The sequence below is a fragment of the Candidatus Cloacimonadaceae bacterium genome (assembly GCA_030693415.1).
GTDB lineage: Bacteria > Cloacimonadota > Cloacimonadia > Cloacimonadales > Cloacimonadaceae > JAUYAR01.
The window spans coordinates 1-25,862 of sequence record JAUYAR010000165.1; the positions used below are offsets into that span (position 1 = coordinate 1).

Genomic DNA, 25,862 nt, shown 5'->3' on the forward strand with positions numbered 1-25,862 from the left:
AGAATAACTCACAGGATTCACGCGTATCCAGTGGCTTGTTGATCTGCACGAAAACTTCGCTTGGGGGGCATACTATGGAGGGGTGTAGCGCTATCGCAAAAAGTGGCAACCTAGCGTCAACTATATTAGGACTTGACAAGACTGGGATTTTTCATGGACAAGCTGCAGAGTTGGTTCATTTATTCACCGACACACTTCACACATAGCTCTGCTCTTGCTCAGCTTTTACTCTGCTTTTTCTGTGTTAATCTCATCTCTCACCTCTCATCTCTTACCCAAGCCCGCAAAAAAACACTTGACCAAATCTCTGCATCGAAAACTCATAGCAGATATGGAAAAGATTATCATTATCTCGCTTGTTTCGCTGCTGCTGACGCTATCGGTCAGCTTGGTAATGGCATCCGTGAATCCGGAAGATTTCTGGACGGATGGATATTGTGTGCAAAAGACTGCTCTCACTCCCACTCCGGGCGCCAAAAGCATCCGTGCCGAGATTGATGGGGAATGGAAGGAACTACCCCTGGTGAGTTTTCCCGCTGCTTTTTGGGATTGGAATCGCAACCGCAGGATCGAATATCTCGAGATTTTTCGCGAGATGCTTGAGCTTGGCGCTGAAAAGGCTCGCCGACCCCAGCTTTCCGGTCCGCACAATGGCATGGTTGCCACTTATGGCGCTCAGCGCAAGGATTCCGCATTTAAGCTCAACAACGCTGTCAAAGGCATGGGTTTCTGTCCGCGGGAGGATAAGATCGAGGAATTGATCGAGCGTCTGAAAAAAACTAAGGATGCTCCTCTGGCGGAAAAACTTGACGTGCTCGAAAGTCTCTACAAAGATGCTGAAAATATCTTCGCGCATGATCGGTTGCTCTCTCTTGAGCTGTATTCCGAGCCCGGTTTTTCCACGCAAACCTTCATCAACCAAATGGTCAATCCCGCCTGCGTGACGGTGTTTTTGGACATCCCAACCTATAAGATCAAGCAAGTTGTCCGTTTGCTGCATCCAATGAACCCGAATCTAAGCAAACAGGAACGCCTGATGACCGAGTATGTCAACCTCATACATTCCTATTTCCATGGCGAGTTCCCGCGGGACTATATCGCCGCAATTTATTACAGCACAGAGGTATATGACAGTTCTCCCGGAAGAAAGGATGCCCGCGGCACCAAAATGAGTCCCTGACCTCCGACGAACAACAGTGCCGATATCTGTCGGTATTCCTTGAAAATAAGGATTTGCTGACACATAAGGATAATTAAATGCATCATGACGAAGAATATCTCTTGGATGACTTTGAGCAGGAACCTGAAACTTGGGAAGAGCTCGAGCGCGTGGAAAAGACCGCGTTTCTGGCAACGATCGTTCGGCAAGGCGAAAGCCCCAAAGAGGTTGAAGCCAGCATGGACGAGCTTGAACGTCTTGCCGATACTGCCGGAATCATGATTTTGGGCAGATACAGCCAAAAGCGAAACGCACCCGAGCGAGGAACCTTCTTTGGTAAAGGCTTTTTGGAAGAAACCGCCACGAAAATGCATCAAGCCCAGGCGGATCTGCTGATCGTGAATGAAGAGCTGAGCCCAATGCAGGGTCGCAACATCGACCGCGATTTCAGCATCAGGGTAATCGACCGCACGGAAGTGATCCTCAGCATCTTTCACGATCATGCCAGAACCAAGGAAGCGAAACTGCAAGTCCGCCTTGCCGAACTTCAATACCAGCTTCCACGTCTGCGCAGGCTTTGGGGTCATTTTGACAAGGAGAGAGGCTCTGCCCGCTCAGCGGGAGGTTCCGCCAGCCGCGGCATGGGCGAAAAACAGATAGAGATCGACAAACGCCTGATCCGTTTGCAAATACGCCGGATCAATCAATCCATCACCGCCGTCGCTCATCAAAAAGAAACCCAACGCAAACAGCGGGAAAAAACTAAAAAACTCTGCCTCGTCGGCTATACCAATGCCGGTAAATCCACCCTGTTCAACGCTCTCACCAATGCCGGAGTGCTCGTCGAAGACCGCCTATTCGCCACGCTGGATTCCACCTCCCGACAGCTAAAACTCAGCACCGGCAGCCCGGTCGTGATCTCGGATACAGTGGGTTTCATCTCCAATCTGCCGCATCATTTGGTGGCATCTTTTCGCGCTACTTTGATGGAAGTGCAGGATGCCGATCTGCTCTTGCACGTGGTGGACGTATCGGACGACCGCAGAGAGTATTACATAGACCAGGTGAACGACGTCCTCAAACAAATCGGCGCTGACGGCATCCCCCAGATATTGGTTTTCAATAAAGCAGACTTGGTGGATAATATATTCCTGACCTTCATCCAGAGACGTTTTCCGGAATGTATCAGCATTTCCGCGCTCAAAGCGGGACAATTGGAAAGCCTAGTTGATGGCGTGGAAAAGCGCCTCTTCGATAACCTGTTTTTGAGCCTGAAACTACCCTATGACAAAGGCGCGCTGGTCTCCTTGCTGCATCAGATCGCTCAGGTCAAAAGCGAGGATTACCGCGCCGACGGCATCTATATGGAAGTGCTTGTCGGCAAGGAAGATATGTATCACGTCAAAGACTATGTGTTGACATAATCTGCGGCACGATTATCAAAGTGCCAAATAGATATTTAACCCCCTTAGGAGAAGCCATGTCCAAGCTAATCAGCGCCGCTCAAGCGGCAGCTATGATTCTACCGCACAGCCGTTTGGCGATCGGCGGATTTCTTGCCGTAGGCGCTGCTGAAAGCATGATCGACGCGATCGTGGCATCGGGTGTTGGCGATCTGCACATCATCGTCATCGCCTCGGACTATGAAACCCGCGGCGTCGGCAAGCTGGTGGTCAATCACCAGGTCAAGAGCGCTCAAATTACGCATCTGGGCACTAATAAAGAGATTCAGAAGCAGATGTACGCCGGGGAGATCCAGATAGAATTGGTGCCGCAAGGCTCTTTGTTGGAACGTGTGCGCGCTTTCGGAGCGGGGCTGGGAGGGATATTGACCCCCACCGGACTCGGGACCATCGTCGAAGAAGGCAAAATGATCATCAATTTGGGCGGCAGGGATTATATCCTCGAGCCGGCAATAGAAAGCGATTTTGCGCTCATTCGTGCCTGGAAAGCAGATAAAGCGGGAAATCTCGTCTATCGTAAAACCGCGCGCAACAGCAACCCGATCATGGCAATGGCGGGAAGAATCACCATCGCGGAAGTGGATGAGATCGTGGAAATCGGAGAGCTCGATCCCGAACAGGTAATCACCCCCGCGATCTTCGTCAATCATCTGATCTTGAGCAAGGAGAGCGGAAATGGCAATGGATAAAAGAGCTTATATCGGAGCGCGCATCGCGCAGGAACTCAAAGATGGCGACTATGTGAATCTTGGCATCGGACTTCCTACCGAAGCGGCAAATCACATACCACCCGGTGTGCATGTCGTCTTTCAATCCGAAAACGGCATGCTTGGGGTGGGACCGAGTCCCGCCTCCGGAGCTGAAGATACAGATTTGATCAATGCCGGAGGTGGTTTCATCACTGCTTTGCCCGGTGCCTCATACTTTGATTCAGCAACCAGCTTTGCCATCATTCGCGGTGGGCACTTGGACGTCACAGTCCTGGGCGCTTTGCAGGTGGATCAGGAAGGCAATCTGGCAAACTGGATGATCCCCGGCAAGCTCGTTCCCGGCATGGGTGGAGCGATGGATCTGGTCACCGGAGCCAAGAAAGTGATCGTGGCGATGGAGCATTGCGACAAATTTGGCAATTCCAAGATATTGAAGCTCTGCACTTTGCCGCTCACCGCCAAGGCAAAGGTCAGCCTCATCGTTACCGATATGGCGGTGTTGGAAGTTACACCTGCAGGCTTGGTGCTAAAGGAAGTTTCCGAAGGATACACGGTGGAGGATGTGGTCAAAGCCACCGATGCGGAATTGATAATACCGGATTACTTGGGCTGATCAGATCGCGGCAAAGATGTGTTGCCGCAGATTGACCTGGTCTTTGAGCAGTTCCTGGATGCCGGCGATCTTTTTGATCAACATCGCTCCGATGTGTTGATCAAACTGCTTGCCGAGGTTGTCTTCGATCTCGCGGCAGGCGGAGTGCGAAGTCATTGCGTCTCGATAGGGTCTTTTGCTGGTCATGGCGTCATAAGCATCCGCGATTGCAGTGATTCTCGCCAGAGGAGATATCTCCTCGCTTTTGATGCCATTGGGATAGCCGCTGCCATCCCAGCGTTCGTGATGCTGGAGAATGATGTCGTGCACCTCAGCCGGCAGACCGATAGGATCGACGATTCTGGCGCCAATGCTGGGGTGCAGCTTCATCAGATCAAACTCATCAGGTGAGAGCACTGCGGTTTTTTCCAGTAGCGGTTTGTTCACTCCGATCTTGCCCAGATCGTGCAACAGCGCTCCAATACGCAAAAGTTTCAGGTCTTCTATGGATAGCCCCAGATACTTCCCAAGCAGGATGCTGACCGCGGTCACCCTTTCTGAATGCCCGTGGGTGTAGATATCCATCGCCTCGATGGTATTCACCATGGCGTGGATGGTGTTTATATAGTGGTTTTCCAGCTTGGCGTTGGTGGCAAAGAGTTCCATTGTGCGCTGTTGAACCACCAGTTCCAGATGATGCTGATAGAGGTCGTTTTGCAACATCAGCTGGTTTTTCTCGATCGCTTGTTTGACGCGGATGAGCAGCTCCGACATGTCAAAGGGTTTGCGCAAAAAATCGAAGGCGCCCAGTTGAATTGCCATACGCATCCTTTCCGGATCGGAATAACCGGTGATCAGGATCACGGGGATCTTGGCATCCTTGCGGGTGACGTGTTTGAGCAGTTCGAGACCGCTCAATCCCGGCAGGTTGATATCGGTGATAATGGCGTTGAAAGGCTCGCGCTCGATCAATTCCAGAGCCGTGAGCGCTTCCTTGCTTCCGATAGTTTCATACTCGCCGGTGATGCTGAGGCAATCCATTAGCATTTCCAGCATCAAATCATCGTCATCGACCACGAGGATGCGTTTCAAATGATTCTGTGGATCGGCTGCGGTTTTTCCCGGATAGTTCAGGATGTTTTTCATATCAGGGATACCTCTTCGATACATTCAGGGTCGGTGAAACTTACTTTGTTCACCGCACGGCTCACCGGATGCATGATAAGTCTGTCATCTCCGGCAGGTCGCAAAAAGCGGTGCATGTAGTTTCCATCGATGTTTTTGTGATCGAGCCACAGCTCTCTGGCTCTTTCGAAGAGCAGCACCGGCATACGTTGATGGATCGGGCGCATATATGTATTTGCCGCGGCGGTGATGATCGCAAGCGATTGAACGTAGGAGCCGTCCGGCGTGTACCATTCATCAAAGATACCGGCAAAATGAAGCAGCTCGTCTGTGGCGGAATGGATAAAAAAGGGCTGTTTGTCGCTCTGACGCCATTCATAGAAACCATTGGCGGGTATGAGACAACGCCGGCGCTGCAAACCTACACGGAAGATGGACTTTTCCAAGATCGTTTCGCTGCGCACGTTTATGATCTGAATCTTGGGGATTTCTTTGCTCCAAGAGGAAATGAACCCCCAGCGGAAGAAACCGATGTATCTTCCTGCAGTCTTGCTCAGCGCCGCTGCCACGGTATGAGTGGGCGCAACGTTATAGTTCAATTCCAGTTGCTCACTTGTTTCGCTCAGTCTCAATTCGCGCGTAAGCTTATGCAATTCATCATGTTTGATCACTTGGGCAAATCTGCCGCACATCTAAACTCCTTATATCGGTTGACAGTATTCGAACCCCCTATTTATTGGCAACATATTTTTTTACCCTTGAGAGAAAATGGAGCCGAAATGATGATTTTATTTGATATCGATACCGTGATGAAGGAACTGGATATCCATTTCCACAGCGTCCCCACCCCAGTCGTGGACCTGATCGCGGCAAAGACCAAAGACCCCTTCAAGGTGTTAGTGGCCACTATCCTCAGCGCCAGAACGAAGGACGCCACCACCGCCAAAGTGGCGACGGAACTATTCAAACTCGTAAACAAAGCCGATGACTTTGACAAGCTCAGCTTCGAACAATTGGACGCCATCGTATATCAGACCGGCTTTCACAGGGAAAAGACGAAACACCTCAAAGCGCTGCCCAGAGTGCTGAACGAACGCTTCCAAGGAAAAGTTCCCAACGCCATCGACGACCTGCTGCTGCTACCCGGAGTGGGACGCAAAACGGCAAACCTCGTGCGTGCCGTGGCATTTTCCCTGCCTGCCATCTGCGTGGACATCCATGTGCACCGCATCAGCAACCGCTGGGGCTACATCAATACCAAAACCCCGCTGGAAAGCGAGATGGCACTGCGCAAACTCCTGCCTCAAAAGCACTGGCTGAGCTATAACTCCTTCGTTGTCGCCTTCGGGCAAAACCTCTGCACACCCAGAAAACCACATTGCGCCGATTGCCCGATCAAAGAAAACTGCCAAAGAGTGGGAGTTCTGTAGAAAGATTTCCACGCGAGCGTCAATAAGGCAAAAACACAGCTAACCGCAAGGCAGTGATTTACTTACATTAGACAGAGGTGGTCGCATAGATTCAATACTATGATGCTGTTCAAACAATCCTTGGCAAGGTTTCACAGCACGGGAAGAGTGAGAACAATAAATATAACTTGACGGTATAAGCATAAGTTGATACTTGACACTAACTAATAGTTTTTCACAGTTAGCGGTTGCCCGATGGAAAAGTGCGGGCGACTATTCGATAATTACTTTGATTTTGATGCTCACTCCTCGTCGGAGTGTTTGACGGTAAAGCGGGCTGTTTAAGATCATTACTACAAGGATAACCAGATTAAGTAAAACATAAGGTCATCAACAAGATGACGTAGGAGAAACATAATGAAAGGCAAATTAGTTTTAACGGCAATATTACTCATGTATATTGCGGCTGTCAATGCTACAGTCTATACTTGGCCTTATGATTTCGGCACGGGTACCGGCTCATTTGCAACAAGTAATACTTCATCTACCACATTTATGCCCCAACCCTCTGCAGTTCCCGTCTCCGGAGGTGAGGATTATGTATATTGCAGCAATGTTGGTGGTGGGGGTTTGTTTCTGGAAAATCCTGGATTGCCTACGATTGGGTCGGCTACGGAGTTGCGCCTTCAGGCTTCGACTAATGCCTCACCCAACAAATTCAGCATATATAACAATACTAACAAATTAGATGACCAAAGCTCATATCACAGTTTCAGTATCCAGTTTGGCAATGCTGCCGGAGGCAATGTTACCACAGCCGGTGGAGCGTTTTATTTTTTTGTGGGAAAGGGGGTCATGTACACCAGCGATGCAGCTTATGCTAATGCGCAGATTTTCACGGGAATCCGTTGGGTTTTGGGAGCAACTGGGACGATTACCGCAACTTATTCCACCAATTCCGGATGGAATGCTCTTGCGGGGATTACATTTGTTCAGGGCAGAAAGTATGACATTGCCGTATATGCCAACAACAAGGCAAGCGGCAACACCTATACTCGAAACGGTACTGGTTATTCCCTGTCAAATAATAAATGGGATTTGTGGGTGGACAATGTCAGAATAGCTGCTGCTCTTGCCAACACTCAACTGGGTGGTTCAGTATTTCTTGATTCTTTTTTGTTTAGCGGTGATACTGCGACCGGCAATAATGCTTGTGCGTTTATAGACGACATTATTTACATGAATTCCTGCACCGGAACCGTTACCATCGACCCCACCGAATATTATGCAACACCTACCGGTAATCTGAATTTGACCACCAGTTGGGTGACTAATGTCGATGGAATTGGGGGCAGCAATCCTCCTAATTTTACCTCCGGCTATCAGACCTTCTATATCCAGAATAATGCGGCTCCAACCATTGGCGCCAATTGGGTTGTTTCCGGGACAAGCACCAATGTTATCCTGGGAGACGGCACAAACGCGGTTACTTTTACTATTCCATCCGCCTTTACAATGACCGGTCCCATCAATGTGCAAAACAATGGTACTCTGAAACTGGAGAATACCACTTACCCCACTATCGGAACTCTGGCGACAGGCTCCACCGTCGAATATGCCGCGACGGGTGCACAGTCCGTACCGGTGTTGTTCTACAGCAATCTGCGTGTTTCCGGCACAGGCACCAAGACCTTGGCGGGCACGACAACCGTAGGCGGAAACCTGAACATCTCTGCCACCACTGATATCCTTGCCCTGGGAGCCAACACCCTGAACGTGACGGGCGCCGTTTCCGGATCAGGACTCATAAACTATAACGGCACCGGAAGGGTTGGCGGAACCGGCAGCTTTGCCGCTGCAAACTTCAGTATCACCCAAATCGGCACTAATACAATAACAATGCCCGCAATCATCAACAATCTGGGAGTAAATACTTTAGGGGCGGTGACCATGGGTGGCAACACTTCGGTAAACAATCTTGCCCTCACGACCGGAATGAGCATCGGAGCTACGATATTGACGATAAATGGTGCTATTTCAGGCAGCGGGATTCTGACCGGAGGAGCTACGTCAAATGTCATCATGGCGGGAACATCAGCTTCCACTACTTTACCAGCAGTGACGTTGAATAACCTTACCATAAACCGCGCCAGCGGGATTTCCATGGGTGGTAATGTTACCGTGGGCGGTGTTTTGGCACTTACTTCCGGCGCACTGGGAATCGGAGCCGACACGCTCACAATCAATGGCAGCACCAGTGGCACCAGCGGTCTCGTGGGAGGAAGCACGTCTTCGATAACCATCGGAGGCACCGGCAATTTGGTATTGCCATCAGTGTCAAGCCTGCACACCCTGAATATCACACGAGCCAACGTGATAGATTTGAGCTCCACGATGACCATAAGCAACAATTTTAACCTGGCTACCGGAACTGTAGTAAACTCAAGCAGCGCCAATACCCTTACTTTTGCCTCCGGTGCTACCGGAACCGGCTCAGGTACGGTAAACGGACCGGTTAGACAAAATACAACCGCTATCTCGGCTTCCGGAGACTTCTCCAATATGTACATGGGACTTTCCATAAGAGCCGGCACCAGCGCAGTGAGCCCCTTTTCAGCACTCAAAACGGATGTCTCAAACTCCGTCAACAACGGTATCTCCATCGCTAAGACTTGGCATCTATCCGGAGCTTCCACCACTTCCAACGACATAACCTTTAGCTGGCCTACCGCCGCGGATAATGGCAACGACTTTGCCGGCGGTGTTGGTACTGTATGGCGTTTCGATGGCTCAGTTTGGGTTCGGGTTTACACAGGGACTATCACGACCACCTCAGGAATCCGCAGCGTTAATTTTGCTTACAATTTTGGCGCGGGCGGCTCTGCGGGAGACTTCACTGTGCGGGCAGCAAGCCCTGTCATAAGCACTTCTGTGCCATCCTTGACTAATTTCGGGTTGATCAAAATCGGCTCCTCTTCCACTCCCTTGTCTTATACTGTTTCGGGAACGGAACTTATCGCCAATCTGTCAATCATCGCCCCCGCAGGATTTGAGATATCCACTTCATCCAGTTCGGGATATGGATCTTTGATAACCTTGATCCAAACCAACGGTTTCGTGAATTCGACACCCATTTTATGTACGCTTCACCCCCAGCTCAGTGGGACCCCTGACCACAAACATCGGCCATTCCAGCCCCGGCGCCGCAGGGGTAAATGTATCAGTCAGCGGTACCGGGATCAATAATCCGGTAATCACTACCCCCACGTCTGCCTCGATTACCGCAAACAGTGCAGTGTTAGGCGGAAACATAACCAATATCAACCATTCGAATGTTTCTACACGTGGTGTCTTCTGGTCTGTCACAGAAGGCTTTGCGGATGGAGCCGGAACACAAGTATCTGAAACCGGAACCTACGGCACGGGAGTGTTCACGATAAACGTCCCCGGATTATCCCCGAATCAAATCTATTATTTCAAAGCTTTTGCCACAAATGCAGCCGGTACGGCTTACACGGCTCAGGGAACATTTACCACTATCGGCATACCGGTGATCACCACGCCGACCTCAGCAGGGATAACTACGACAACGGCAGTATTGGGAGGAAACATTACCAATATCAACCACTCGAATGTTACTATGCGTGGTATCTATTGGTCTATTACAGACGGTTTTGCAGATGGAACAGGGACAGCGGTATCGGAAACCGGTAGTTTCGGAACCGGTGTATTTACACTTCCGGTTTCTGGATTGACAAGCAATACGGTCTATTATTTCAAAGCCTTTGCCACCAATGCGGCTGGAACTGCTTATACCGCTCAGGCTACGTTCAGGACGGCAACCAACGCACCGGTGGCATTACCGGCTTCGGCAATCTGCCACAATGGTTTTACCGCTCATTGGGAAGCGGCAGCCGGTGCAAGTTCCTATCGCCTGGATGTATTGGAATCAGATGGGATTACTTATGTGGCTGGGTTTCAGAATCTATCCGTATCCTTAAATATTGCCCGGGTGGAATTTGTAGCCGTCAACACTGCCTATAAATATCGGATCAGAGCCTTTAATGGCTCCACTAGCCTCAATTCCAATGTGATCGATGTTTCTACCACTGCTGTCCTGGAAGGAACCAGTGCCAGCACCTCGATAGCGGGTGCTCCGGCAAACCTGTATGTGACTCCTGTTTCAGGCGGTCCCGCTTTTACCAATAACGATGTAGTCATTGACCCTGTGAATGAGGCAAGTTCGGACTTTTCCATTATCGTATCCTGGCACGCAAACGGTTATGACACATGGCCTGATGCCCGTCTTATCTGCCGGATATCCTGCTCAGACAATAATGCGCTGAATGGAACATATACCGTGAACTACGCGGGTATGGGATTCACTCCAGTTTCTGCGGTTTACAAATGGGACGGAGTCTGGAGATACTTGTCTGCCTCTTACTCGGCTACTGAAGCGACCTTTGCATTAAGTGGTTTGGCCAAAGGATTCAGGGGAGAAGTGATCGTCGCCTTTGACAATGGAAACGGCACCCTGCCCGTCGAGCTATCTTCTTTCACCGCCGGTTTCAGCGCCCAGGGCTTTGTCCAGTTGCAATGGATCACTCAGTCCGAGACCAACGTTGCCGGCTATCGTATCTACCGCAACGATTCAGACGATCTGGAAACGGCGCTCATGCTCAATACCTTCATCGATGCGACCAATACTTCCCAGATGCAGATCTACGTCTATTGGGACAAAGAAATCTTTGAAGACGGCACCTATTATTACTGGCTGCAAAACCTTGATTTCGACGGATCCTCGCAATACCATGGACCCATCACCATCACCGTCACTTTGACCGGCGAAGGGACTCCCCAGATTCCCATCACCCAAGGGATCGGCAAAATCTATCCCAATCCTTTCAACCCCAGCACCAATATCGAGTTTGGCGTTGTCCGCGGCGGAGAAATCAGCCTCGCGGTCTATAACACCCGCGGTCAATTGATGCGCACTCTCTTCAGCGGATACAAAGACGCAGGCAGCTATTCTCTGCGTTGGGACGGCACCGATGAGGCGAATCGCTCTCTCAGCAGCGGTATTTATCTGCTGAAGCTGATTTCGGATAGAAGCTCTTCACTCCGCAAACTGGTGTTGATGAAATAGCGTATTCTCGGAATACAGGTAATTGCCCAATAAGCAAACCCCCGTTTCGACGGGGGTTTTGCTTTGTTCCATAAGCGGCAAACGGGGACGTTTGCAGCTCCGATAATGGGGCTCAGAGTTTGAGAACTTTACGGATGACGACGGATTCCTGATTTTTCACTTGGATAAGATAGATTCCCGCGGGCAGGGCTTGATCGAGATCGTTTTTCCCGTCCCAACGGATAGTGTTTTCGCCGATACCGAGAGTATTTTGGCGCAGGCTGCGAACCTTTTGCCCGCGAATGTTATAGATATTGACAGTGGCACTTTGGGCTTTGTTTGCCTCGATTTTGAGAGTGATGCCGTGTTTAAAGGGGTTGGGATAGGCGCTCAGTTTGAGAGGCAAAGCGGGGATCAGTTCTTCCAACACGTTGCTGCCGGGCAGGCTGCCTTTGGCGAGATAGAGCAGATGGACATTGGAATCAGGAGGTTTCACGCTCAGCAGGACGATGATGGAATCCCCACCTGCCGGAATGAAAGCCATAGTGCCGTTTTGATCGGCAATGTTACTTTCGTCAAATGCCGCCAACTGCGGCTGCCATTGATAGAGCGGCATGCTGCCGGTGGGACTGAAAGCGTAGAATTGGAAAGATCCATCGCTATCCAGATTGGCAAATACCGGAAAACCTCCCGGATGGCGTCCCAGATTTTGATAATCCGCGATAGCGTCATAGTTGCCCAAAAGCGGCGATTCTCCAGTCGCTGTGTTCAAGCCCGTCACGCGGATTTGTTCGAAGCTGTCGTGGCGCTGCGTTTGTAGGAGATAGCTTGAGTTATATAGTTTCACCTGCTTTGGGATCCAGTGCTCTTCCGTGTTCAATACGAGCTCGCCGTCGTTTGCGGAATCGGGATTGATCCAGGCACGGTTATTGAGATGATAGAGGTTTATGCCGAGGTATTTGTCTATGGATTTTGTTAGGACATCTTCCCCAAAAACCTTGTAATAATCCAATTGCCAGTCGTTTGCTGCGCTCTGGCGTTTGATCTGGAGTCCGAAACCAAAAGGATGGTATCTGACTCCCCAGTTGGGTCCGCGGGTGTCTCCGGGACGCTGTACCTTGTATCCGATACCGCCTCCGCTTGCGCCGGGATAGTTTACCGTACCCAGTGTGATGCCCAGGACGGGATCGGTATGATTGTTCAAGCCGGGAGAGCTGCTGCCGCCACAGAAATCGAGCTCCGGATTCCATAAACCATTGCTGGGCCATTCCACGTCATTGTAGCCTCGGTGCATGAAGCCTCTGCGGGCTTGATAGACGGAGCCATAATGCCGCAGCCAGCCTCTTTCCAGATAGGGCATCCTCTCTGGCCACAACGGATTATACCAGGGATAATCGATCAGAGGAGGCCAAGGTGAGGCGTTTGTTTGCGGATAGCGCCTTCGGGAAAGATCGATCCAGGAATAGTAATTCCCGCCGGAGTAAACCGCTGGGACGCTGGGATGCGGATGTTGGTATTCAAAAGAGAAGACGCCTTCACGCTGGGGGACGCTGTCAGTTTTGAGCGCGACCAGATTGGCATAGATCATGGTCGGGCTGGTGTCTGCCCGGCAATTGGGATGATAGCGAAAGCCGTCAACCGGATCACGGTATCCATATTGGAGCTCGATCTTTTCTCCGGAAATGAGGGTCACAAAGTCCGTTTGGTTTTGAGCCGGGGATTCGCCTGCCGGAGTTCCGCTCAAGGTGATATCTCCGCTCAACATGATCTTGTAGGGTGAATGGATGATATTGTTGCCGCTAAACTGACCCCGAATCCATAATGGAGCATTGACCCTAAAGATCGCGTTGTCGTGCATGGATCCGCTCCCAACGGAAACCCAGAGCGTGTCTCTCATGCTAAAGCTGTTGTAGTAAAGCGCGTCTCCGGTGGCGGGGGGGAAGCTGGAATAAACCGGAATATTCACTATTGTTTCAAGACTGATCGTCCCAAGCATAGCGTTATATGTATCTCCGTTCACGGTGAGGAAGATGATGTGGTCATCGCCCTGGGCTTGGGGAAACATGATCGGGCTCTGCTCCAAGGTGTATGCCATGGTTGTGGGATCGGGAGTCAAAGGTGGAACGCATTCCGTAAATCCACCAAGGAAGATTTGATCATAGGGCATGACGCTTGGAATTGAAATGAGAGCGCCGGAAGTGTAGACATGATCAAGAAAAATGGGCCAACCGCTGTTGTTGCCTGTGCCTTGCTTGATCCAGATGTCGTTGTTACTGCGCACTTTGCCAACGATTACATCAAAGCCTGAAAATGATAAAACGGAATTATTGCTGCTTTCGCTACTGAGGGTGAGCATCTGGTAGTCTCCATTGTCAAAGGCGTCGTTTTTGATCAGAAACGTTTCCGGCACACCGTTGTGGACGCTGACAAGGGGTTGCATGTCCGCCGAGATCATCGAATTCTGTAAACTAAATTCGATCTGATCACGGGGGGAAGTGGCAAGCACCTGATTGTGCCCCTTTTTGTAGGCGATGAAGATTTGTTGATCTGAAATCGCGAGGGTGGGTTTGCTGATCTCCATTGGAACAGGAATGTAAGGGGGCTGATTATTATCAATGATGTGGACAATCGGAGCAGCGTTTTCGGTGATCTTGACCATCACTATGTTGGTGTAGATTCCAGGTTTATTCAAATACGTGAAATAAAGCGAGTTTCCATCCCATTGCATGGCAGATTCTCCGGCAAACCCGTGACAGTGAGGAATCTCATCAATCATTACCGGCAAACTGATTTGAGCCCACAGGCTCATGCCGAAAATAACGGCAAACATTGCACAAACTAAGAAGATACGCATGATTAACCTCCTTGATCTAAGAGGAAATAGCAATATTTGTTCCAAATACCAATAATATTATACTTTAGCGCTCGCGTTATCGGACTGCGATGAATAGTTTTGGCGTTTAGATTGGGCTTTTAGAGGATCGGGAACAACGCATTCACCCATTCACCTGTTCACCTGTTCACTCGTGTAGTATCATTGAGAGATTTGAACCGTCTCCAAAGCCTTTGCGGGAAAGCGCTTTCGCTTTTTACTTGACACCTTCAGCATATCTAAAATCATTGTGATACAATAGGAATTATCTGATCTTCAGAAGAAGGCTCTGCTTTCTGACTGTGAATAAATGTGAGGTTTTTGATGTCCATTTTTGATTTTTTCGGCATGATGGCAAACGACATCGCCATCGACTTGGGAACGGCAAACACGCTTGTGTATAAAAAGAATGGCGGGATCGTGATCGACGAACCTTCCGTAGTGGCGGTCTCCAGTGATGGTAAAAAGATCATCGCCATCGGCATGCAAGCCAAGGTGATGCTGGGTAAGAACCCGGATGAAGTCCGCGTGATCAAACCCTTGAAAGATGGCGTGATCGCGGATTTTCAAGTGACGGAACTGATGCTGCGCAACCTCATTCTACGCGCCCAGAAAAAGCGTCTTTTAGTGCGTCCCAGAGTGATCGTATGCGTCCCTTCGGGGATCACCGAAGTAGAAAAGCGTGCGGTTCGGGACAGCGCTTTGCATGCCGGAGCGCGGGAAGTTTTTCTCATTTCCGAACCCGTCGCGGCAGCCATCGGAGCCGATCTTCCGATCGACCAAGCCTGTGGAAACATGGTCATGGACATCGGTGGCGGCACCAGCGAAATCGCGGTCATCTCCCTCTCCCACATCGTGGTGCACAATTCGATTCGCGTCGGCGGGGACAAACTTGATACCGATATCATCAGCTATTTGCGCAAGAAAAGCAACCTGCACGTGGGACTGCAAACCGCGGAAAAGATCAAGATAACGATCGGTTCCGCCTATCCGATGAAGCAGGAATTGACCATGGATGTGCGTGGCAGGGACATCGTTTCCGGCTATCCGGTCACCATCAAGATCTCTTCCGAAGAAATCCGCGAAGCGATCTCCGAGACGGTCGCCACGATGATCGACGCCATCAAACGTCTGTTTGAAAGAACGGCACCGGAGCTCTCAGCCGATATCGCTGAACGGGGAATCTTCCTCACCGGCGGTGGAGCGTTGCTCAAAGGCTTGGACGAAAAGATTTGCAAGACGGTCGATCTCCCCGTGCACGTGGTTCCGGATCCTCTGGAGTGCGTGGTCAAGGGTGCCGGCAAGGTCTTGGACGATATTGACCGCTATCGTGATGTGCTGATCAAACGTATCGAAGATTAATCGCAGGCTTGAATACGAGCTTTATCGGCACAGCCATATCGGCGGCATTCGTAGCGGTCTGAATTATTTGGGAAGAAGAGGAACAAATAGTGTTGAAACGCTTTTTGATACCGTTGATACTTTCAGTGCTGGCTCTGGCGATGTTGATCGGCAGTGCCGAAAGCCGTGGTTGGAGAGCTTCACTTTTCGGTAGGACGGTCTTTTTCCCTTTCACGCATTCTCTTCAGGTCATAAAATCCAATCAGGTGCTCAAGACCGAGATCATCAAGCTGCGCATCCAACTGGCAGAATACACTTTGCGCAATCTCGCTCTGCAAAACGAAATCAAGGAGTATCTGAGCTCCACCGCGGTCAGTTTTGAAACCGGCGGGGTGGATTTTGAGATCGCAGAAGTGGTGGGCTATTCAGGACAATTTCAACAGCGCAACCTGATCGTCAACAAAGGCAGGGTCAATGGTATCAAACCAGATAGTCCGGTTGTTTCCGCCCAAGGCATCATCGGTAAAGTCATCTCGGTTTCGGATACCTATTGCATCGTGCTGCCATTTTCCAATCCCCAATTCCAGATACCCGTGATGGACAAAAGCACCGGCGTGCAGGGCATCCTCCAATCCGAACTCGGCGGGCTGATCACGATGAGCATGATCAAGCTCGGTTCGCAGATCAGCGTGGGGGACACGATCGTTACCTCCAATCTCTCGCGTATTTTCCCCAAAGGCTATCCCGTGGGCAGCATCTCCCGCATCAAGGAATCCCAGGATAATCTCTTTATCAGCGCGGAACTGAGCCCTTTCACTCTGGTCGAGAACCTGGAGCATGTCTTCATCCTCAAACCGGGGAGGAACTGATGGCTTGGAAGTATATCCGCACCTATCTTTTTGGGATGGTCTTCCTCTATCTGCAGCTCTTGTTGATGCCCGCTTTCGAGATGGGAAAAGTGATCCCAAACATCCTCATCCCCTGGCTGCTCTATCTGATCTGGACGCGAGAACTGAAAGTGGCGCTGATCGTCGGTTTCATCATCGGGCTGATGTATGACGCCACACAGCCGCTGACCTTCGGTTTGAATGCGTTGATCTTCGTGCTGCTCTGCGTGAGCATCGATATGTTTCGCCAGCCCTTCGAAACCGAGAGCAAGGTGGCAAAGATTCTCACCATCGCTTTGGCAAACATCATTTTCCACTTGATCCAATGGCTTATATTTGGCGTCATCTATGCCTTCGATACCCAGCTCATGCTATTAAACCTGATCTCCTTTTTCTATAACCTCGGAATCACGTTTGTGGTCTTCTGGCTGATTCAGTTTCTATCCCGCCTGCGGGTGGTAGTTGTCAGTGAATAAAAGCACCCCCATCCTCGTTTTCCGCATCTGCATGGGAGTTTTGTTTCTGCTTTTGATCAGTTTCCTCTTCCGTTTGCAGGTGGTCAAGGGAGAATACTATCAGAGGATCGCGGAGAGCAACTTTGTCCGGATTCGCAGGATCATCGCCACGAGGGGGGAGATTTACGATAAAAAATACCGCCCCATCGTGATGAACATCCCATCTCACAACCTCTATCTCATCAGCGGAAAGATCGGCAATACAAACGCCCTCGCCTCCTTTCTTCAGATCAATTTCGGCATCGCGAAGGACGACCTGCTCAAGCGCGTCTTTGAACAGCGCTTCAAGACCTATGAAGAGATCCTGCTCGCGGATAACATCACCTATGAGACGGTGCTGGCGCTCTCGGAACGGATGAACTATTATCCGGAGCTTGTCTTTCGCATCGGCACAACCCGCAACTACCTATATCCAAATCACTTCACCGGATATGTGGGACGCATCAACGAGGATGAATACAAGCTCTACCGCGAGGAAGACTATTCACTGAACAGCTACATCGGCAAGACTGGGCTGGAGCGCTATTACGAAGTCCTGCTGCGTGGCATGGATGGCAAGGAGATCGTGCAGGTGGACGCTCAGGGCAAGAGTCTGGACCTCTTCCGCGAGGACAGCGCGATCAATCCCATGAACGGCCTCAGCTTGGTGCTCAGCATCGACAATGACCTGCAGGATTTTGCCTATTCTGTATTTCCTCCGGGATTAAGGGGCGCGATCATCGTTAGCGAAATCAAGACCGGTGGCATCCTCGCCTATGTGAGCAAGCCGGATTATGACCCCAATGTCTTTATGCAGCGCATCAGTCCAGAGGTTTGGGCGAATCTGAACCGTCTGGAGAAACCGCTATTGGATAGAGTGATCCACGCCGCTTATCCACCCGGCTCGATCTATAAACCCATCACCGCAGCGATGGGTCTGGAAAGAGGATTGATCGATCGCAACACGCTCCTTGCATCTTGCGGCGGCGGACTCCAGATCGGCAACCGTTTCTATAAGTGCTGGTCAAGCGCTGGACACGGCAGGACGAATGTCATCGATGCCCTCAAGGTATCCTGCGACGTATTTTTCTATGATCTGATCAGCCGCATCAACCTGGACGACATCCAAAAGCATGCCATCTCCAGCATGGTCGTCAGCAAAACGGGGATCGATCTTCACAACGAGCGGAACGGCTTCTTTCCCACCACCCGGTGGTACAAGGATAAGATGGGCATCACCTCCAGTTTGCAGGGCTATAAAGCAAACCTTGCCATCGGACAGGGAGAAGTGCTGAACACGCCTTTGCAGATGAACGCTCTCTATGCGGCAATCGCCCGAAGCGGAATCTGGATCCAACCCCATTTGCTGCTCAAAGCAGTTGGCAGAGGCAGGCTCTCCAGAGAACAGGTGGAGCCGCTGAAGGAGTTACGCATGCCCTGGTCTGCCAATACCATCAGACTGATCCAGGAAGGTCTTTGGGCTGTCTGCAACGCGCCGGGCGGTACCGGCAGGGCTTTGAACGTCCCCGGCGCCACATCCTATGGCAAGACCGGTTCTGCGGAGAACTCCATGGGCAGCGTCACCCACGCTTGGTTCTGCGGATATATTGTCACGGACAAACCCGAGATCGTAGCCACCGCCTTCTTCGAAAACGCCGGAGGAGGAGGAGCGGTCGCGGCTCCGGTGGTGAACAAGATCATGAATTATTATATCGGCAACCTTGAAAAGATCAAGGCTACCGCTGATGTGCCACCCCAATTTCGCACAACGGAAGAGATCCGGGAACCCGATTTACCTGAAAACGGCACTGCGCCTGCACAAACGATTCCTCCACCCGGCGTATCTCCAGCTCCGCCAAGCTCTGATGGACTACCGGAATGATCAACCGCAAGAAGTTTGATTTTGTCCTCACGGCATATCTGTTGCTGTTGATATTGTTAGGCTGCATCGCCATTTTCACCGCCAGCACCACTACCATCGGAGAGCACACTAACACGCAGAATCATTGGTGGAAGGAGCTGATCTTTTCCATGATCGCCATTCTCGCTGTTTTGGGACTGCTCAAACTGCCGATGCCGATCTTTGATATCGCTGTATTGCCTCTCTATTTAGTCAATATCATCGCTTTGATATTGGTGCTTTTCACGCCTCCGGTGAATGGCGCACACCGCTGGTTCAGTTTCATGGGCATCAACTACCAACCTTCGGAGAGCGCCAAACTCCTCACGATTCTGATGGTGGCGCGGATCATATCCAAAGATCACCTCAGCGAATTCAAGCAGGTGGTCTATGGCTTTGGTATCATGATTCTGCCGGTGCTTTTAATCCTCATCGAGCCGGATTTTGGCACGACTTTGGTCTTTGGTTTCGCGCTGCTGGCAATGTTGGTGGCGGCTGATGTGCCTTTGTTTTACGTGCTTTTGATCATCAGTCCGGTCTTCAGCATCATTTCCTCGCTGCACTGGCTGGCGGTCATAGTCTGGATCGGCATCCTGATTGTCTTATTGATGCGGGCGCGGCTTTCTTGGGTGGCGATCACCATCGCCTCCATTGCCAATCTCTTCACCGCCATCATCATGCCGGTTTTCTGGAACGGATTGAAGGACTATCAACAAGCCCGTATCCTCACTTTCATCGACCCGATGCGAGACCCCCTCGGCGCGGGATATCAGATTATCCAATCCAAGATCGCGGTCGGCAGCGGTTCTCTCATTGGCAAAGGATGGCTGCAGGGAACCCAAAAGAACATGAATTTCCTCCCGGAACATCACACGGATTTTATCTTCAGCGTGATCGGTGAGGAATTTGGCTTTGTCGGAGCCTTGGCGCTCCTTGGCGTCTTCGCGCTGTTTTTTTGGCGCATCATAAACGCTATCGACGATATCAAGATCAGAGAAAGAAAGATTGCCGCGTCCGGGATTTTGGCTTATCTTATGTTTCAGACCTTTATCAACATCGGGATGAATATCGGCGTGGTTCCCGCAACGGGGATTCCGCTTCCTTTCATCAGCTATGGAGGCTCGAACCTCTTGATAAATACGGTCGCTGTCGGTGTGATTTTAAAATATCTAAATGAACGGGGATTTATGAAATGACGAAAAAGTATTTGTTGCTGTCTGTTGTGCTGGTTTTGATACTGAGCTCATGCATAGTGCGCTCCAGCTTGATGTTCTTCGATTCGGACACTGTGGGTGTCCCCAATCTGCTGTTCAATCCGGGATTCAACGCCTATTCTCTCAATCCGGGGCAGGCTCTGAAGGGCTGGACGGTCATCGCCGAACCACAGGATGGCGAAACCGGCTTGATCGTCATCGATTCCAATCAAGCTTTCGAAGGTCATACCTCATTGCGGATAAACGCCTCGGAAAAAACCATCATGATCATGTCCGATACCTTCAAAGTAGAGCGCTACGGCGGATACTTCGTTCGCCTGCATGCCAAATCCTCCCTGCCTTCGGGTCCGCACATATCCGTGCGATTCATCACGTTCAAACCTGACGGACGCATCTTCCACCGCTTTAATACCAACCTCAAAACCACCTCGGACTGGAAAAAGGGATCAGTCAGCGCCGGTTTCCTCAAACCGGGAGTGAGCTTCGGACGCGTGGTGATTTTGATCCCCCCCTTTGCCGAAGGCTCCGTCTGGCTGGACAACACCGGCTGCTGGAAAGTCCACCACTTCAAGATCGATTGATACCCTCGTGCTGGGAAAGCTTGTGAATAGATAGGATAGCCGAAGCCTGCTATGAGTTAGGTTTTTGGCTCGGAAAAGCTATCTTAGCCTCCGGACTGTAATAGCCAATCAATGACTAAATGCAGGCTGGAATAGTTTTGCATTGCCAATTTCCTGCCCCGTTCGTGCTATTTTCATGTCCAGTTTCGTGTCATTTTCATCCATTTTCATGCTTTCCGCAGCATCGGCATGCTGCGCTACACCGCTCTCCGCCTTGGCTGCGTTAATCAAGCCTTAATCAAGCGTTAATCAAGCGTAATAAAACTAACGCTTGATTAACGCTTGATTAAGGCTTGATTAACACTTTGGATGTAGCGCAGCATGCCGATGCTGCGAAATTCGCCATTGATTGCAGATTGGAGACGTTGATCTTTGCCGTCCGCACAAAAATCCACACAAACTAAACAATTCTCAATTCTCAATTCTCAATTCTCAATTCTCAATTCTCCATTCTCAATTCCCAATTCTCAATTCTCAATTCTCCATTCTCAATTATCAGCACTTCCCAAGAAAACACTTGACTATTAGCGCCGCTTTTGCAGATTATGTCTCATGAGATTTATCAAAGCTTTCGGGATCGAATATGTCCTTTGGCTCTATATCATTGCCTGCGCGGCATGGCTCTCGCTGCGCTTTGAAATTGCCGGCTTTCCGGGCTGGTTGGTACTCTCTCTGCCGGTTTTTCTCGGTGGGGGAATGTCTGCTCTGCGAGGTAGTCTGGGTGCCAAAATGAACCACGGAAACGAGGAACGCCGCGGCTTTCCTTTGTGGAAGATCGAAACCGCTTTGTTGCTGATCCTCAGTTTCGTGATGGGCTGGGTGATCGTGGAAGTGAAACCGGTGGCTTTTTTCACCCAGGCACAAAACACTGCCGGCATCATCGGCGGAATCTTCAATCCCAATCCTGCAGAGCTGGTTCCGATGCTGGATGCCCTCGTGGAGACGATCTTTCTGGCGTTGCTGGCAACCGTTTTTGCCATCCCTTTTGCTTTTCTGCTCAGCTTTTTCGCTGCCAAGAATCTGATGTTCGGCTCCCTCGGCGGAAAGGCTGTATATATGTTTATCCGAACGCTTTCCACAATCTTTCGTTCGATCGAGGCGATCGTGTGGGCGATCATCTTTTGCGTGTGGGTGGGCATCGGTCCCTTTGCCGGAATGTTAGCTTTGTGGATCCATTCCATCGCCTCGCTGATCAAACTCTATTCGGAACAGATCGAAAACATCGATCCCGGTCCTGTGGAAGCGATCAAAGCCACCGGCGCCTCGACTCTGCAGGTGTGGCGCTATGCCGTTGCCCCGCAGATTCTTGCGCCCTATCTTGCCTTCACGATCTACCGCTGGGACATCAATGTGCGGATGGCAACGATCGTAGGTTTCGTGGGTGGCGGCGGCATTGGTCTCGCGCTTTATCAACAACAGCAAATGCTCGCCTGGCGCAACGTGGGACTGATCATGTGGCTGATCGCACTGGTAGTCTGGGTGATGGACATGTTTAGCGCCTATATTCGTGAAAAACTTGTAGTTAATTAAAAAAAAAGATATGAAAATGAAGAACTTTAACCCCGTCGAACTCATCCTCAAAAAGCGCAACGGCGATATGCTCGAAGCCGCTGAGATAAAATACTTTATCGGGTCTTTCCTGAGCGGGGAGATCCCGGATTACCAGATGTCCGCGCTGCTCATGGCGCTCTATTTTCAGGGCATGCAAAAGCTCGAAATCGCCGCGCTCACGGATGCCTATATCAACAGTGGCAGCACCTTAGCCTTCGATGATTCACTCATCGTGGCGGACAAACATTCCACCGGTGGAGTGGGAGATAAGATATCGCTGATGCTTGCTCCCATCGCTGCGTCCCTTGGATTGACGGTTCCGATGATCTCGGGACGCGGTTTGGGGCATACGGGAGGGACTTTGGACAAGCTGGAATCCATCCCCGGATTCAATACTCAATATGGCATGGAGCAGTTCCAGGCATTGGTTCAAAGGCATGGCGCAGCACTGGTTGGGCAATCCGAATTCCTCGTTCCGGCGGATAAGAGAATCTATTCCTTGAGAGACGTAACCGCCACAGTGGAAAGTCCCGGTTTGATAACCGCCAGCATTATGAGCAAAAAGATCGCCGAGGGCGCCAAACACCTGGTCATCGATCTCAAGATCGGCAGCGGCGCTTTCATGCCAAACCTGAGAAGGGCAAAGGAATTGGCGGAATTGCTCGTCCATACGGGAGAAAGTTTTGGACAAAAGGTCTCGATCGTCTTTTCAAACATGAATTCGCCTTTGGGACACGCCGTCGGCAACGCTCTGGAAATGATCGAAGCGATCGAATATCTGAAGGGACGATACCTTTCCGATACCCATGAGCTCACCTCTGCTCTCACGGCGCAAATGCTGATCAGCGGGGGACTTGCAAGGGATTATGATCATGCGGTGGATATGATCGAGACCGCGGTTTTCAGCGGAAAAGCGTTGGCAAAATTTGAAGAGATCATCGAAGCTCAGGGTGGCGATCCGCGCGTCTGTCATGATTATTCCCTCTTCAGCAAGGCAAAATATGCCATTTCCATTTTCGCGGATCATGGCGGATTTGTGCATGCCATCGATTCCCGCGCCATCGGCTATGCTTTGATTCGCGTGAACGCGGGCAGGATGAAGGTAGCTGATCTGATAGACTATGGCGCCGGAGCTTTGCTGTATCCCAAGATCGGGCATCAGATCAATGTGGGAGACGAGATCGGAATCCTGTATTCAAACGATCAAAGCAAGGGCGAGGAAGCGGCGGCTTTGATCCGCCAATCATACAAGATCAGCGAGTTTCCTTGTCCAAACGAAACGTTGATCCACGAGATCCTCGCTCCGGAATGATCCGTTTCTTCAGCCGAAATAGAAACTGAAAAACCAGATCAACGCGACGACCACCGGAACGCAGATCAGGGTTGACCAGGTGATCGCGTGGGCGGTGGCGCGTTTGTCGATGCCATAAGGCACCAAAAACATGTTGGTACCGGTGATCGGCAGCATGGTATTGATTACTAACACGGCAAACCACTGGGTGGGAATGACTTTCAGTGCTAAAAGGACTCCTAATAAAGACCCATAGATCAACGGAGTCCAAACCGCCGTGAGCATGAAGATCTGCCGCACCCAGAGCCAATGATCCTCTCCGTCTTCCTGGTCAATACCGACCAGTTTGCGTAGTTCGCTTTTTTTCATATCTCTGGGATGGATGCCGGAGCCGACGTAGTATAGCGCCGCGGGAATGGTGAGAGTGGTGTAGAACCTCAGCAGCAAACCCCAATCGCCCAGATCCGATGTTTTGATCCCGACCGTCTTTTGCAGGATAACCCCGCTCAAGACAAAGGTGATGAAATAGAAAGGATAGATCCGCAGAAACCAGGGCAGGTGGACTTCGCTTTCGAGATTGCGGCGCTCGCGCGCGTTCATCAGATGCAAAATGTATGGGATCACTGCAAAGAGCGCGATCCCGGAAATGGCGATATAGATCGCCGTCGGCACCGCCCAGGCATTGACCACAAACATGATCCCACCCACAAAGGCGGAGCTTCTTCCCTGATTGGTGAGCACGGTTTTGAGGTATAAACTGCGTTTCGCGCCTTCAAGCCCCTGTTTCCTGATCTGGCGCATGGCATACAGATAGGCTGTCCCATACAGGCAGCCGAGCGAGAAGATCACCACTAAAACAAATTCCGCCTCCATGATGCCCAGCGGTGTATCGAGGAAAAACCTGAAAACAAGGGGCGCTACAAAGAAATAGAGCAGCACCAGACCGATCCGTTTCATCGTGGCATCCACCCGCTCCGGTGAAAAAAGCCGACTCAGCAGCCAAGTTAGCACAAAACCGACGATGATCCAGGGTAAAGTGTAAAATCCCGATATATACGGGATGACTGACCTCAGCAGATCAAACATACAGTCTCCTTTATTTTCAAGTGTTTATAGCTTCGGAACAAAGATGATCTTCCCTTGTTCTCCTGTCAAGGGAAAAGTGGCGCAGCATGCCATTGCTGCGAAGGGTAAACATTTGTACCAGGTAACGGTAGCCTTGCGGAAGACTTGTTTCAATCCTTGGTTTAGAGGATGGGGAGGGTAAACCGGCGGAAGGTGAAGCCGGAAGATGAATGAGAAGTTTGGTTTCAATCCTTGGTTTAGAGGATGGGGAGGGTAAACCAATGCCAAGCTCGTAGCCTTAGTGAACCGTGCCTTGTTTCAATCCTTGGTTTAGAGGATGGGGAGGGTAAACACTCTCACATCACCATAGATGATGAGACACTGGAGATGTTTCAATCCTTGGTTTAGAGGATGGGGAGGGTAAACTGATCACCGGGCAAAACATCTTTGAAGCATACGTGTTTCAATCCTTGGTTTAGAGGATGGGGAGGGTAAACATGTAGCCGGTCTTGCTGCGGAGAAGGAGGCAAACGGTTTCAATCCTTGGTTTAGAGGATGGGGAGGGTAAACACGCGTAGATCCAGGCTTCACTTCGAGTCTTTCGTGTTTCAATCCTTGGTTTAGAGGATGGGGAGGGTAAACAATAAAAGGGGGGGGTCATGTTACTCACAACTCCAGTTTCAATCCTTGGTTTAGAGGATGGGGAGGGTAAACATCTTTTTCTCGCGTAGCTCCATAGCTGTAGTGGTGTTTCAATCCTTGGTTTAGAGGATGGGGAGGGTAAACAAAAACATGCTGATTTTCTTCGTCATTCACCCATAGTTTCAATCCTTGGTTTAGAGGATGGGGAGGGTAAACTTACGGATAGATTCCTCTTCCGCCTTATTCTTAGCAGTTTCAATCCTTGGTTTAGAGGATGGGGAGGGTAAACACCACTGCGCTTCATCGATCTCAATATCATCAGTGCGTTTCAATCCTTGGTTTAGAGGATGGGGAGGGTAAACTTTTAGGGACGGGATCATTCTTTTCATCCTCCTAGGTTTC

20 protein-coding genes and 1 CRISPR repeat array are annotated in these 25,862 nt (G+C 50.5%); of the genes, 15 read left to right on the forward strand and 5 right to left on the reverse strand.

What is annotated here, in order from left to right; genetic code table 11:
• Positions 1–331 precede the first annotated feature (331 nt).
• The 4 genes from Q8M98_10725 to Q8M98_10740 all read left to right on the forward strand — a co-directional run bounded on the left by Q8M98_10725 (position 332) and on the right by Q8M98_10740 (position 3,945).
• The gene (locus tag Q8M98_10725; GenBank protein ID MDP3115228.1) at positions 332–1,180 is read left to right on the forward strand and encodes a hypothetical protein; all 849 of its coding nucleotides are present in this window, start codon (positions 332–334) and stop codon (positions 1,178–1,180) included.
• Between the two features lie 77 nt (positions 1,181–1,257).
• The gene (hflX, locus tag Q8M98_10730; GenBank protein ID MDP3115229.1) at positions 1,258–2,583 is read left to right on the forward strand and encodes a GTPase HflX; all 1,326 of its coding nucleotides are present in this window, start codon (positions 1,258–1,260) and stop codon (positions 2,581–2,583) included.
• A gap of 56 nt (positions 2,584–2,639) precedes the next feature.
• Entirely contained in the window at positions 2,640–3,311 is a 672-nt protein-coding gene (locus Q8M98_10735) for a CoA transferase subunit A (GenBank protein MDP3115230.1), read from the forward strand.
• A complete protein-coding gene (locus tag Q8M98_10740; protein MDP3115231.1) occupies positions 3,298–3,945 on the forward strand; it encodes a CoA transferase subunit B in 648 nt (215 codons plus the stop codon). Before Q8M98_10735 ends, Q8M98_10740 begins: the two co-directional genes overlap by 14 nt.
• On the opposite strand, the gene Q8M98_10745 is transcribed toward Q8M98_10740, so the two are convergent.
• Entirely contained in the window at positions 3,946–5,070 is a 1,125-nt protein-coding gene (locus tag Q8M98_10745; protein MDP3115232.1) for a response regulator, read from the reverse strand.
• The gene (locus Q8M98_10750) at positions 5,067–5,741 is read right to left on the reverse strand and encodes an SOS response-associated peptidase (protein ID MDP3115233.1); all 675 of its coding nucleotides are present in this window, start codon (positions 5,739–5,741) and stop codon (positions 5,067–5,069) included. The genes Q8M98_10745 and Q8M98_10750 overlap by 4 nt, the downstream gene beginning before the upstream one ends.
• 87 nt (positions 5,742–5,828) lie before the next feature.
• Between Q8M98_10750 and nth the strand changes: the two genes are divergently transcribed.
• The 3 genes from nth (at position 5,829) to Q8M98_10765 (ending at position 11,604) form a co-directional block, all read left to right on the forward strand.
• Positions 5,829–6,479 (forward strand): endonuclease III, encoded by a 651-nt coding sequence (nth, locus tag Q8M98_10755; GenBank protein MDP3115234.1) that lies wholly within the window; start codon positions 5,829–5,831, stop codon positions 6,477–6,479.
• Between the two features lie 396 nt (positions 6,480–6,875).
• Complete coding sequence (locus Q8M98_10760) at positions 6,876–9,704, forward strand: hypothetical protein (protein MDP3115235.1); 2,829 nt, start codon at positions 6,876–6,878, stop codon at positions 9,702–9,704.
• A complete protein-coding gene (locus Q8M98_10765) occupies positions 9,619–11,604 on the forward strand; it encodes a T9SS type A sorting domain-containing protein (protein MDP3115236.1) in 1,986 nt (661 codons plus the stop codon). The genes Q8M98_10760 and Q8M98_10765 overlap by 86 nt, the downstream gene beginning before the upstream one ends.
• Positions 11,605–11,716: 112 nt before the next feature.
• On the opposite strand, the gene Q8M98_10770 is transcribed toward Q8M98_10765, so the two are convergent.
• Positions 11,717–14,437: a T9SS type A sorting domain-containing protein gene (locus tag Q8M98_10770; GenBank protein MDP3115237.1), complete on the reverse strand. Its 2,721-nt coding sequence runs from the start codon at positions 14,435–14,437 to the stop codon at positions 11,717–11,719.
• 342 nt (positions 14,438–14,779) lie between these two features.
• On the opposite strand from Q8M98_10770, the gene Q8M98_10775 reads away from it, so the two are divergent.
• The 6 genes from Q8M98_10775 to Q8M98_10800 all read left to right on the forward strand — a co-directional run bounded on the left by Q8M98_10775 (position 14,780) and on the right by Q8M98_10800 (position 20,872).
• Positions 14,780–15,817: a rod shape-determining protein gene (locus Q8M98_10775; protein MDP3115238.1), complete on the forward strand. Its 1,038-nt coding sequence runs from the start codon at positions 14,780–14,782 to the stop codon at positions 15,815–15,817.
• A gap of 89 nt (positions 15,818–15,906) precedes the next feature.
• Positions 15,907–16,665: a rod shape-determining protein MreC gene (gene mreC / locus Q8M98_10780; GenBank protein ID MDP3115239.1), complete on the forward strand. Its 759-nt coding sequence runs from the start codon at positions 15,907–15,909 to the stop codon at positions 16,663–16,665.
• Positions 16,665–17,159, forward strand: a complete 495-nt coding sequence (gene mreD / locus Q8M98_10785; protein MDP3115240.1) for a rod shape-determining protein MreD — start codon at positions 16,665–16,667, stop codon at positions 17,157–17,159. Before mreC ends, mreD begins: the two co-directional genes overlap by 1 nt.
• Positions 17,152–19,059, forward strand: a complete 1,908-nt coding sequence (mrdA, locus tag Q8M98_10790; GenBank protein ID MDP3115241.1) for a penicillin-binding protein 2 — start codon at positions 17,152–17,154, stop codon at positions 19,057–19,059. Before mreD ends, mrdA begins: the two co-directional genes overlap by 8 nt.
• Complete coding sequence (locus Q8M98_10795; protein ID MDP3115242.1) at positions 19,056–20,273, forward strand: FtsW/RodA/SpoVE family cell cycle protein; 1,218 nt, start codon at positions 19,056–19,058, stop codon at positions 20,271–20,273. Before mrdA ends, Q8M98_10795 begins: the two co-directional genes overlap by 4 nt.
• A gap of 71 nt (positions 20,274–20,344) precedes the next feature.
• Entirely contained in the window at positions 20,345–20,872 is a 528-nt protein-coding gene (locus Q8M98_10800) for a hypothetical protein (GenBank protein ID MDP3115243.1), read from the forward strand.
• 108 nt (positions 20,873–20,980) lie between these two features.
• Here Q8M98_10800 and Q8M98_10805 read toward each other — a convergent pair whose 3' ends face one another.
• Positions 20,981–21,142, reverse strand: a complete 162-nt coding sequence (locus Q8M98_10805) for a hypothetical protein (GenBank protein ID MDP3115244.1) — start codon at positions 21,140–21,142, stop codon at positions 20,981–20,983.
• 321 nt (positions 21,143–21,463) lie between these two features.
• On the opposite strand from Q8M98_10805, the gene phnE reads away from it, so the two are divergent.
• Together phnE and Q8M98_10815 are read left to right on the forward strand one after the other, a co-directional pair.
• Positions 21,464–22,441: a phosphonate ABC transporter, permease protein PhnE gene (gene phnE / locus Q8M98_10810; protein MDP3115245.1), complete on the forward strand. Its 978-nt coding sequence runs from the start codon at positions 21,464–21,466 to the stop codon at positions 22,439–22,441.
• Positions 22,442–22,457: 16 nt separating this feature from the next.
• A complete protein-coding gene (locus tag Q8M98_10815) occupies positions 22,458–23,774 on the forward strand; it encodes a thymidine phosphorylase (GenBank protein MDP3115246.1) in 1,317 nt (438 codons plus the stop codon).
• A 9-nt stretch (positions 23,775–23,783) separates the two neighbouring features.
• Here the strand turns inward: Q8M98_10815 and Q8M98_10820 are convergent, their stop codons facing one another.
• Positions 23,784–24,839 carry a hypothetical protein gene (locus Q8M98_10820; GenBank protein ID MDP3115247.1) on the reverse strand — a complete coding sequence of 352 codons (1,056 nt, stop codon included), beginning with the start codon at positions 24,837–24,839 and terminating at the stop codon, positions 23,784–23,786.
• 73 nt (positions 24,840–24,912) lie between these two features.
• Positions 24,913–25,822: a CRISPR direct-repeat array (repeat unit 37 nt; unit sequence GTTTCAATCCTTGGTTTAGAGGATGGGGAGGGTAAAC).
• The last annotated feature ends 40 nt before the right edge of the window (positions 25,823–25,862 follow it).

Excerpts from the sequence above, each read along its gene's own strand:
- Q8M98_10725 (MDP3115228.1), top strand. The coding sequence starts at position 332 with ATGGAAAAGATTATCATTATCTCGCTTGTTTCGCTGCTGCTGACGCTA.
- hflX (MDP3115229.1), top strand. The coding sequence starts at position 1,258 with ATGCATCATGACGAAGAATATCTCTTGGATGACTTTGAGCAGGAACCT.
- Q8M98_10735 (MDP3115230.1), top strand. The coding sequence starts at position 2,640 with ATGTCCAAGCTAATCAGCGCCGCTCAAGCGGCAGCTATGATTCTACCG.
- Q8M98_10740 (MDP3115231.1), top strand. The coding sequence starts at position 3,298 with ATGGCAATGGATAAAAGAGCTTATATCGGAGCGCGCATCGCGCAGGAA.
- Q8M98_10745 (MDP3115232.1), bottom strand. The coding sequence starts at position 5,070 with ATGAAAAACATCCTGAACTATCCGGGAAAAACCGCAGCCGATCCACAG.
- Q8M98_10750 (MDP3115233.1), bottom strand. The coding sequence starts at position 5,741 with ATGTGCGGCAGATTTGCCCAAGTGATCAAACATGATGAATTGCATAAG.
- nth (MDP3115234.1), top strand. The coding sequence starts at position 5,829 with ATGATGATTTTATTTGATATCGATACCGTGATGAAGGAACTGGATATC.
- Q8M98_10760 (MDP3115235.1), top strand. The coding sequence starts at position 6,876 with ATGAAAGGCAAATTAGTTTTAACGGCAATATTACTCATGTATATTGCG.
- Q8M98_10770 (MDP3115237.1), bottom strand. The coding sequence starts at position 14,437 with ATGCGTATCTTCTTAGTTTGTGCAATGTTTGCCGTTATTTTCGGCATG.
- Q8M98_10775 (MDP3115238.1), top strand. The coding sequence starts at position 14,780 with ATGTCCATTTTTGATTTTTTCGGCATGATGGCAAACGACATCGCCATC.
- mreD (MDP3115240.1), top strand. The coding sequence starts at position 16,665 with ATGGCTTGGAAGTATATCCGCACCTATCTTTTTGGGATGGTCTTCCTC.
- Q8M98_10795 (MDP3115242.1), top strand. The coding sequence starts at position 19,056 with ATGATCAACCGCAAGAAGTTTGATTTTGTCCTCACGGCATATCTGTTG.
- Q8M98_10800 (MDP3115243.1), top strand. The coding sequence starts at position 20,345 with ATGTTCTTCGATTCGGACACTGTGGGTGTCCCCAATCTGCTGTTCAAT.
- phnE (MDP3115245.1), top strand. The coding sequence starts at position 21,464 with ATGAGATTTATCAAAGCTTTCGGGATCGAATATGTCCTTTGGCTCTAT.
- Q8M98_10815 (MDP3115246.1), top strand. The coding sequence starts at position 22,458 with ATGAAGAACTTTAACCCCGTCGAACTCATCCTCAAAAAGCGCAACGGC.
- Q8M98_10820 (MDP3115247.1), bottom strand. The coding sequence starts at position 24,839 with ATGTTTGATCTGCTGAGGTCAGTCATCCCGTATATATCGGGATTTTAC.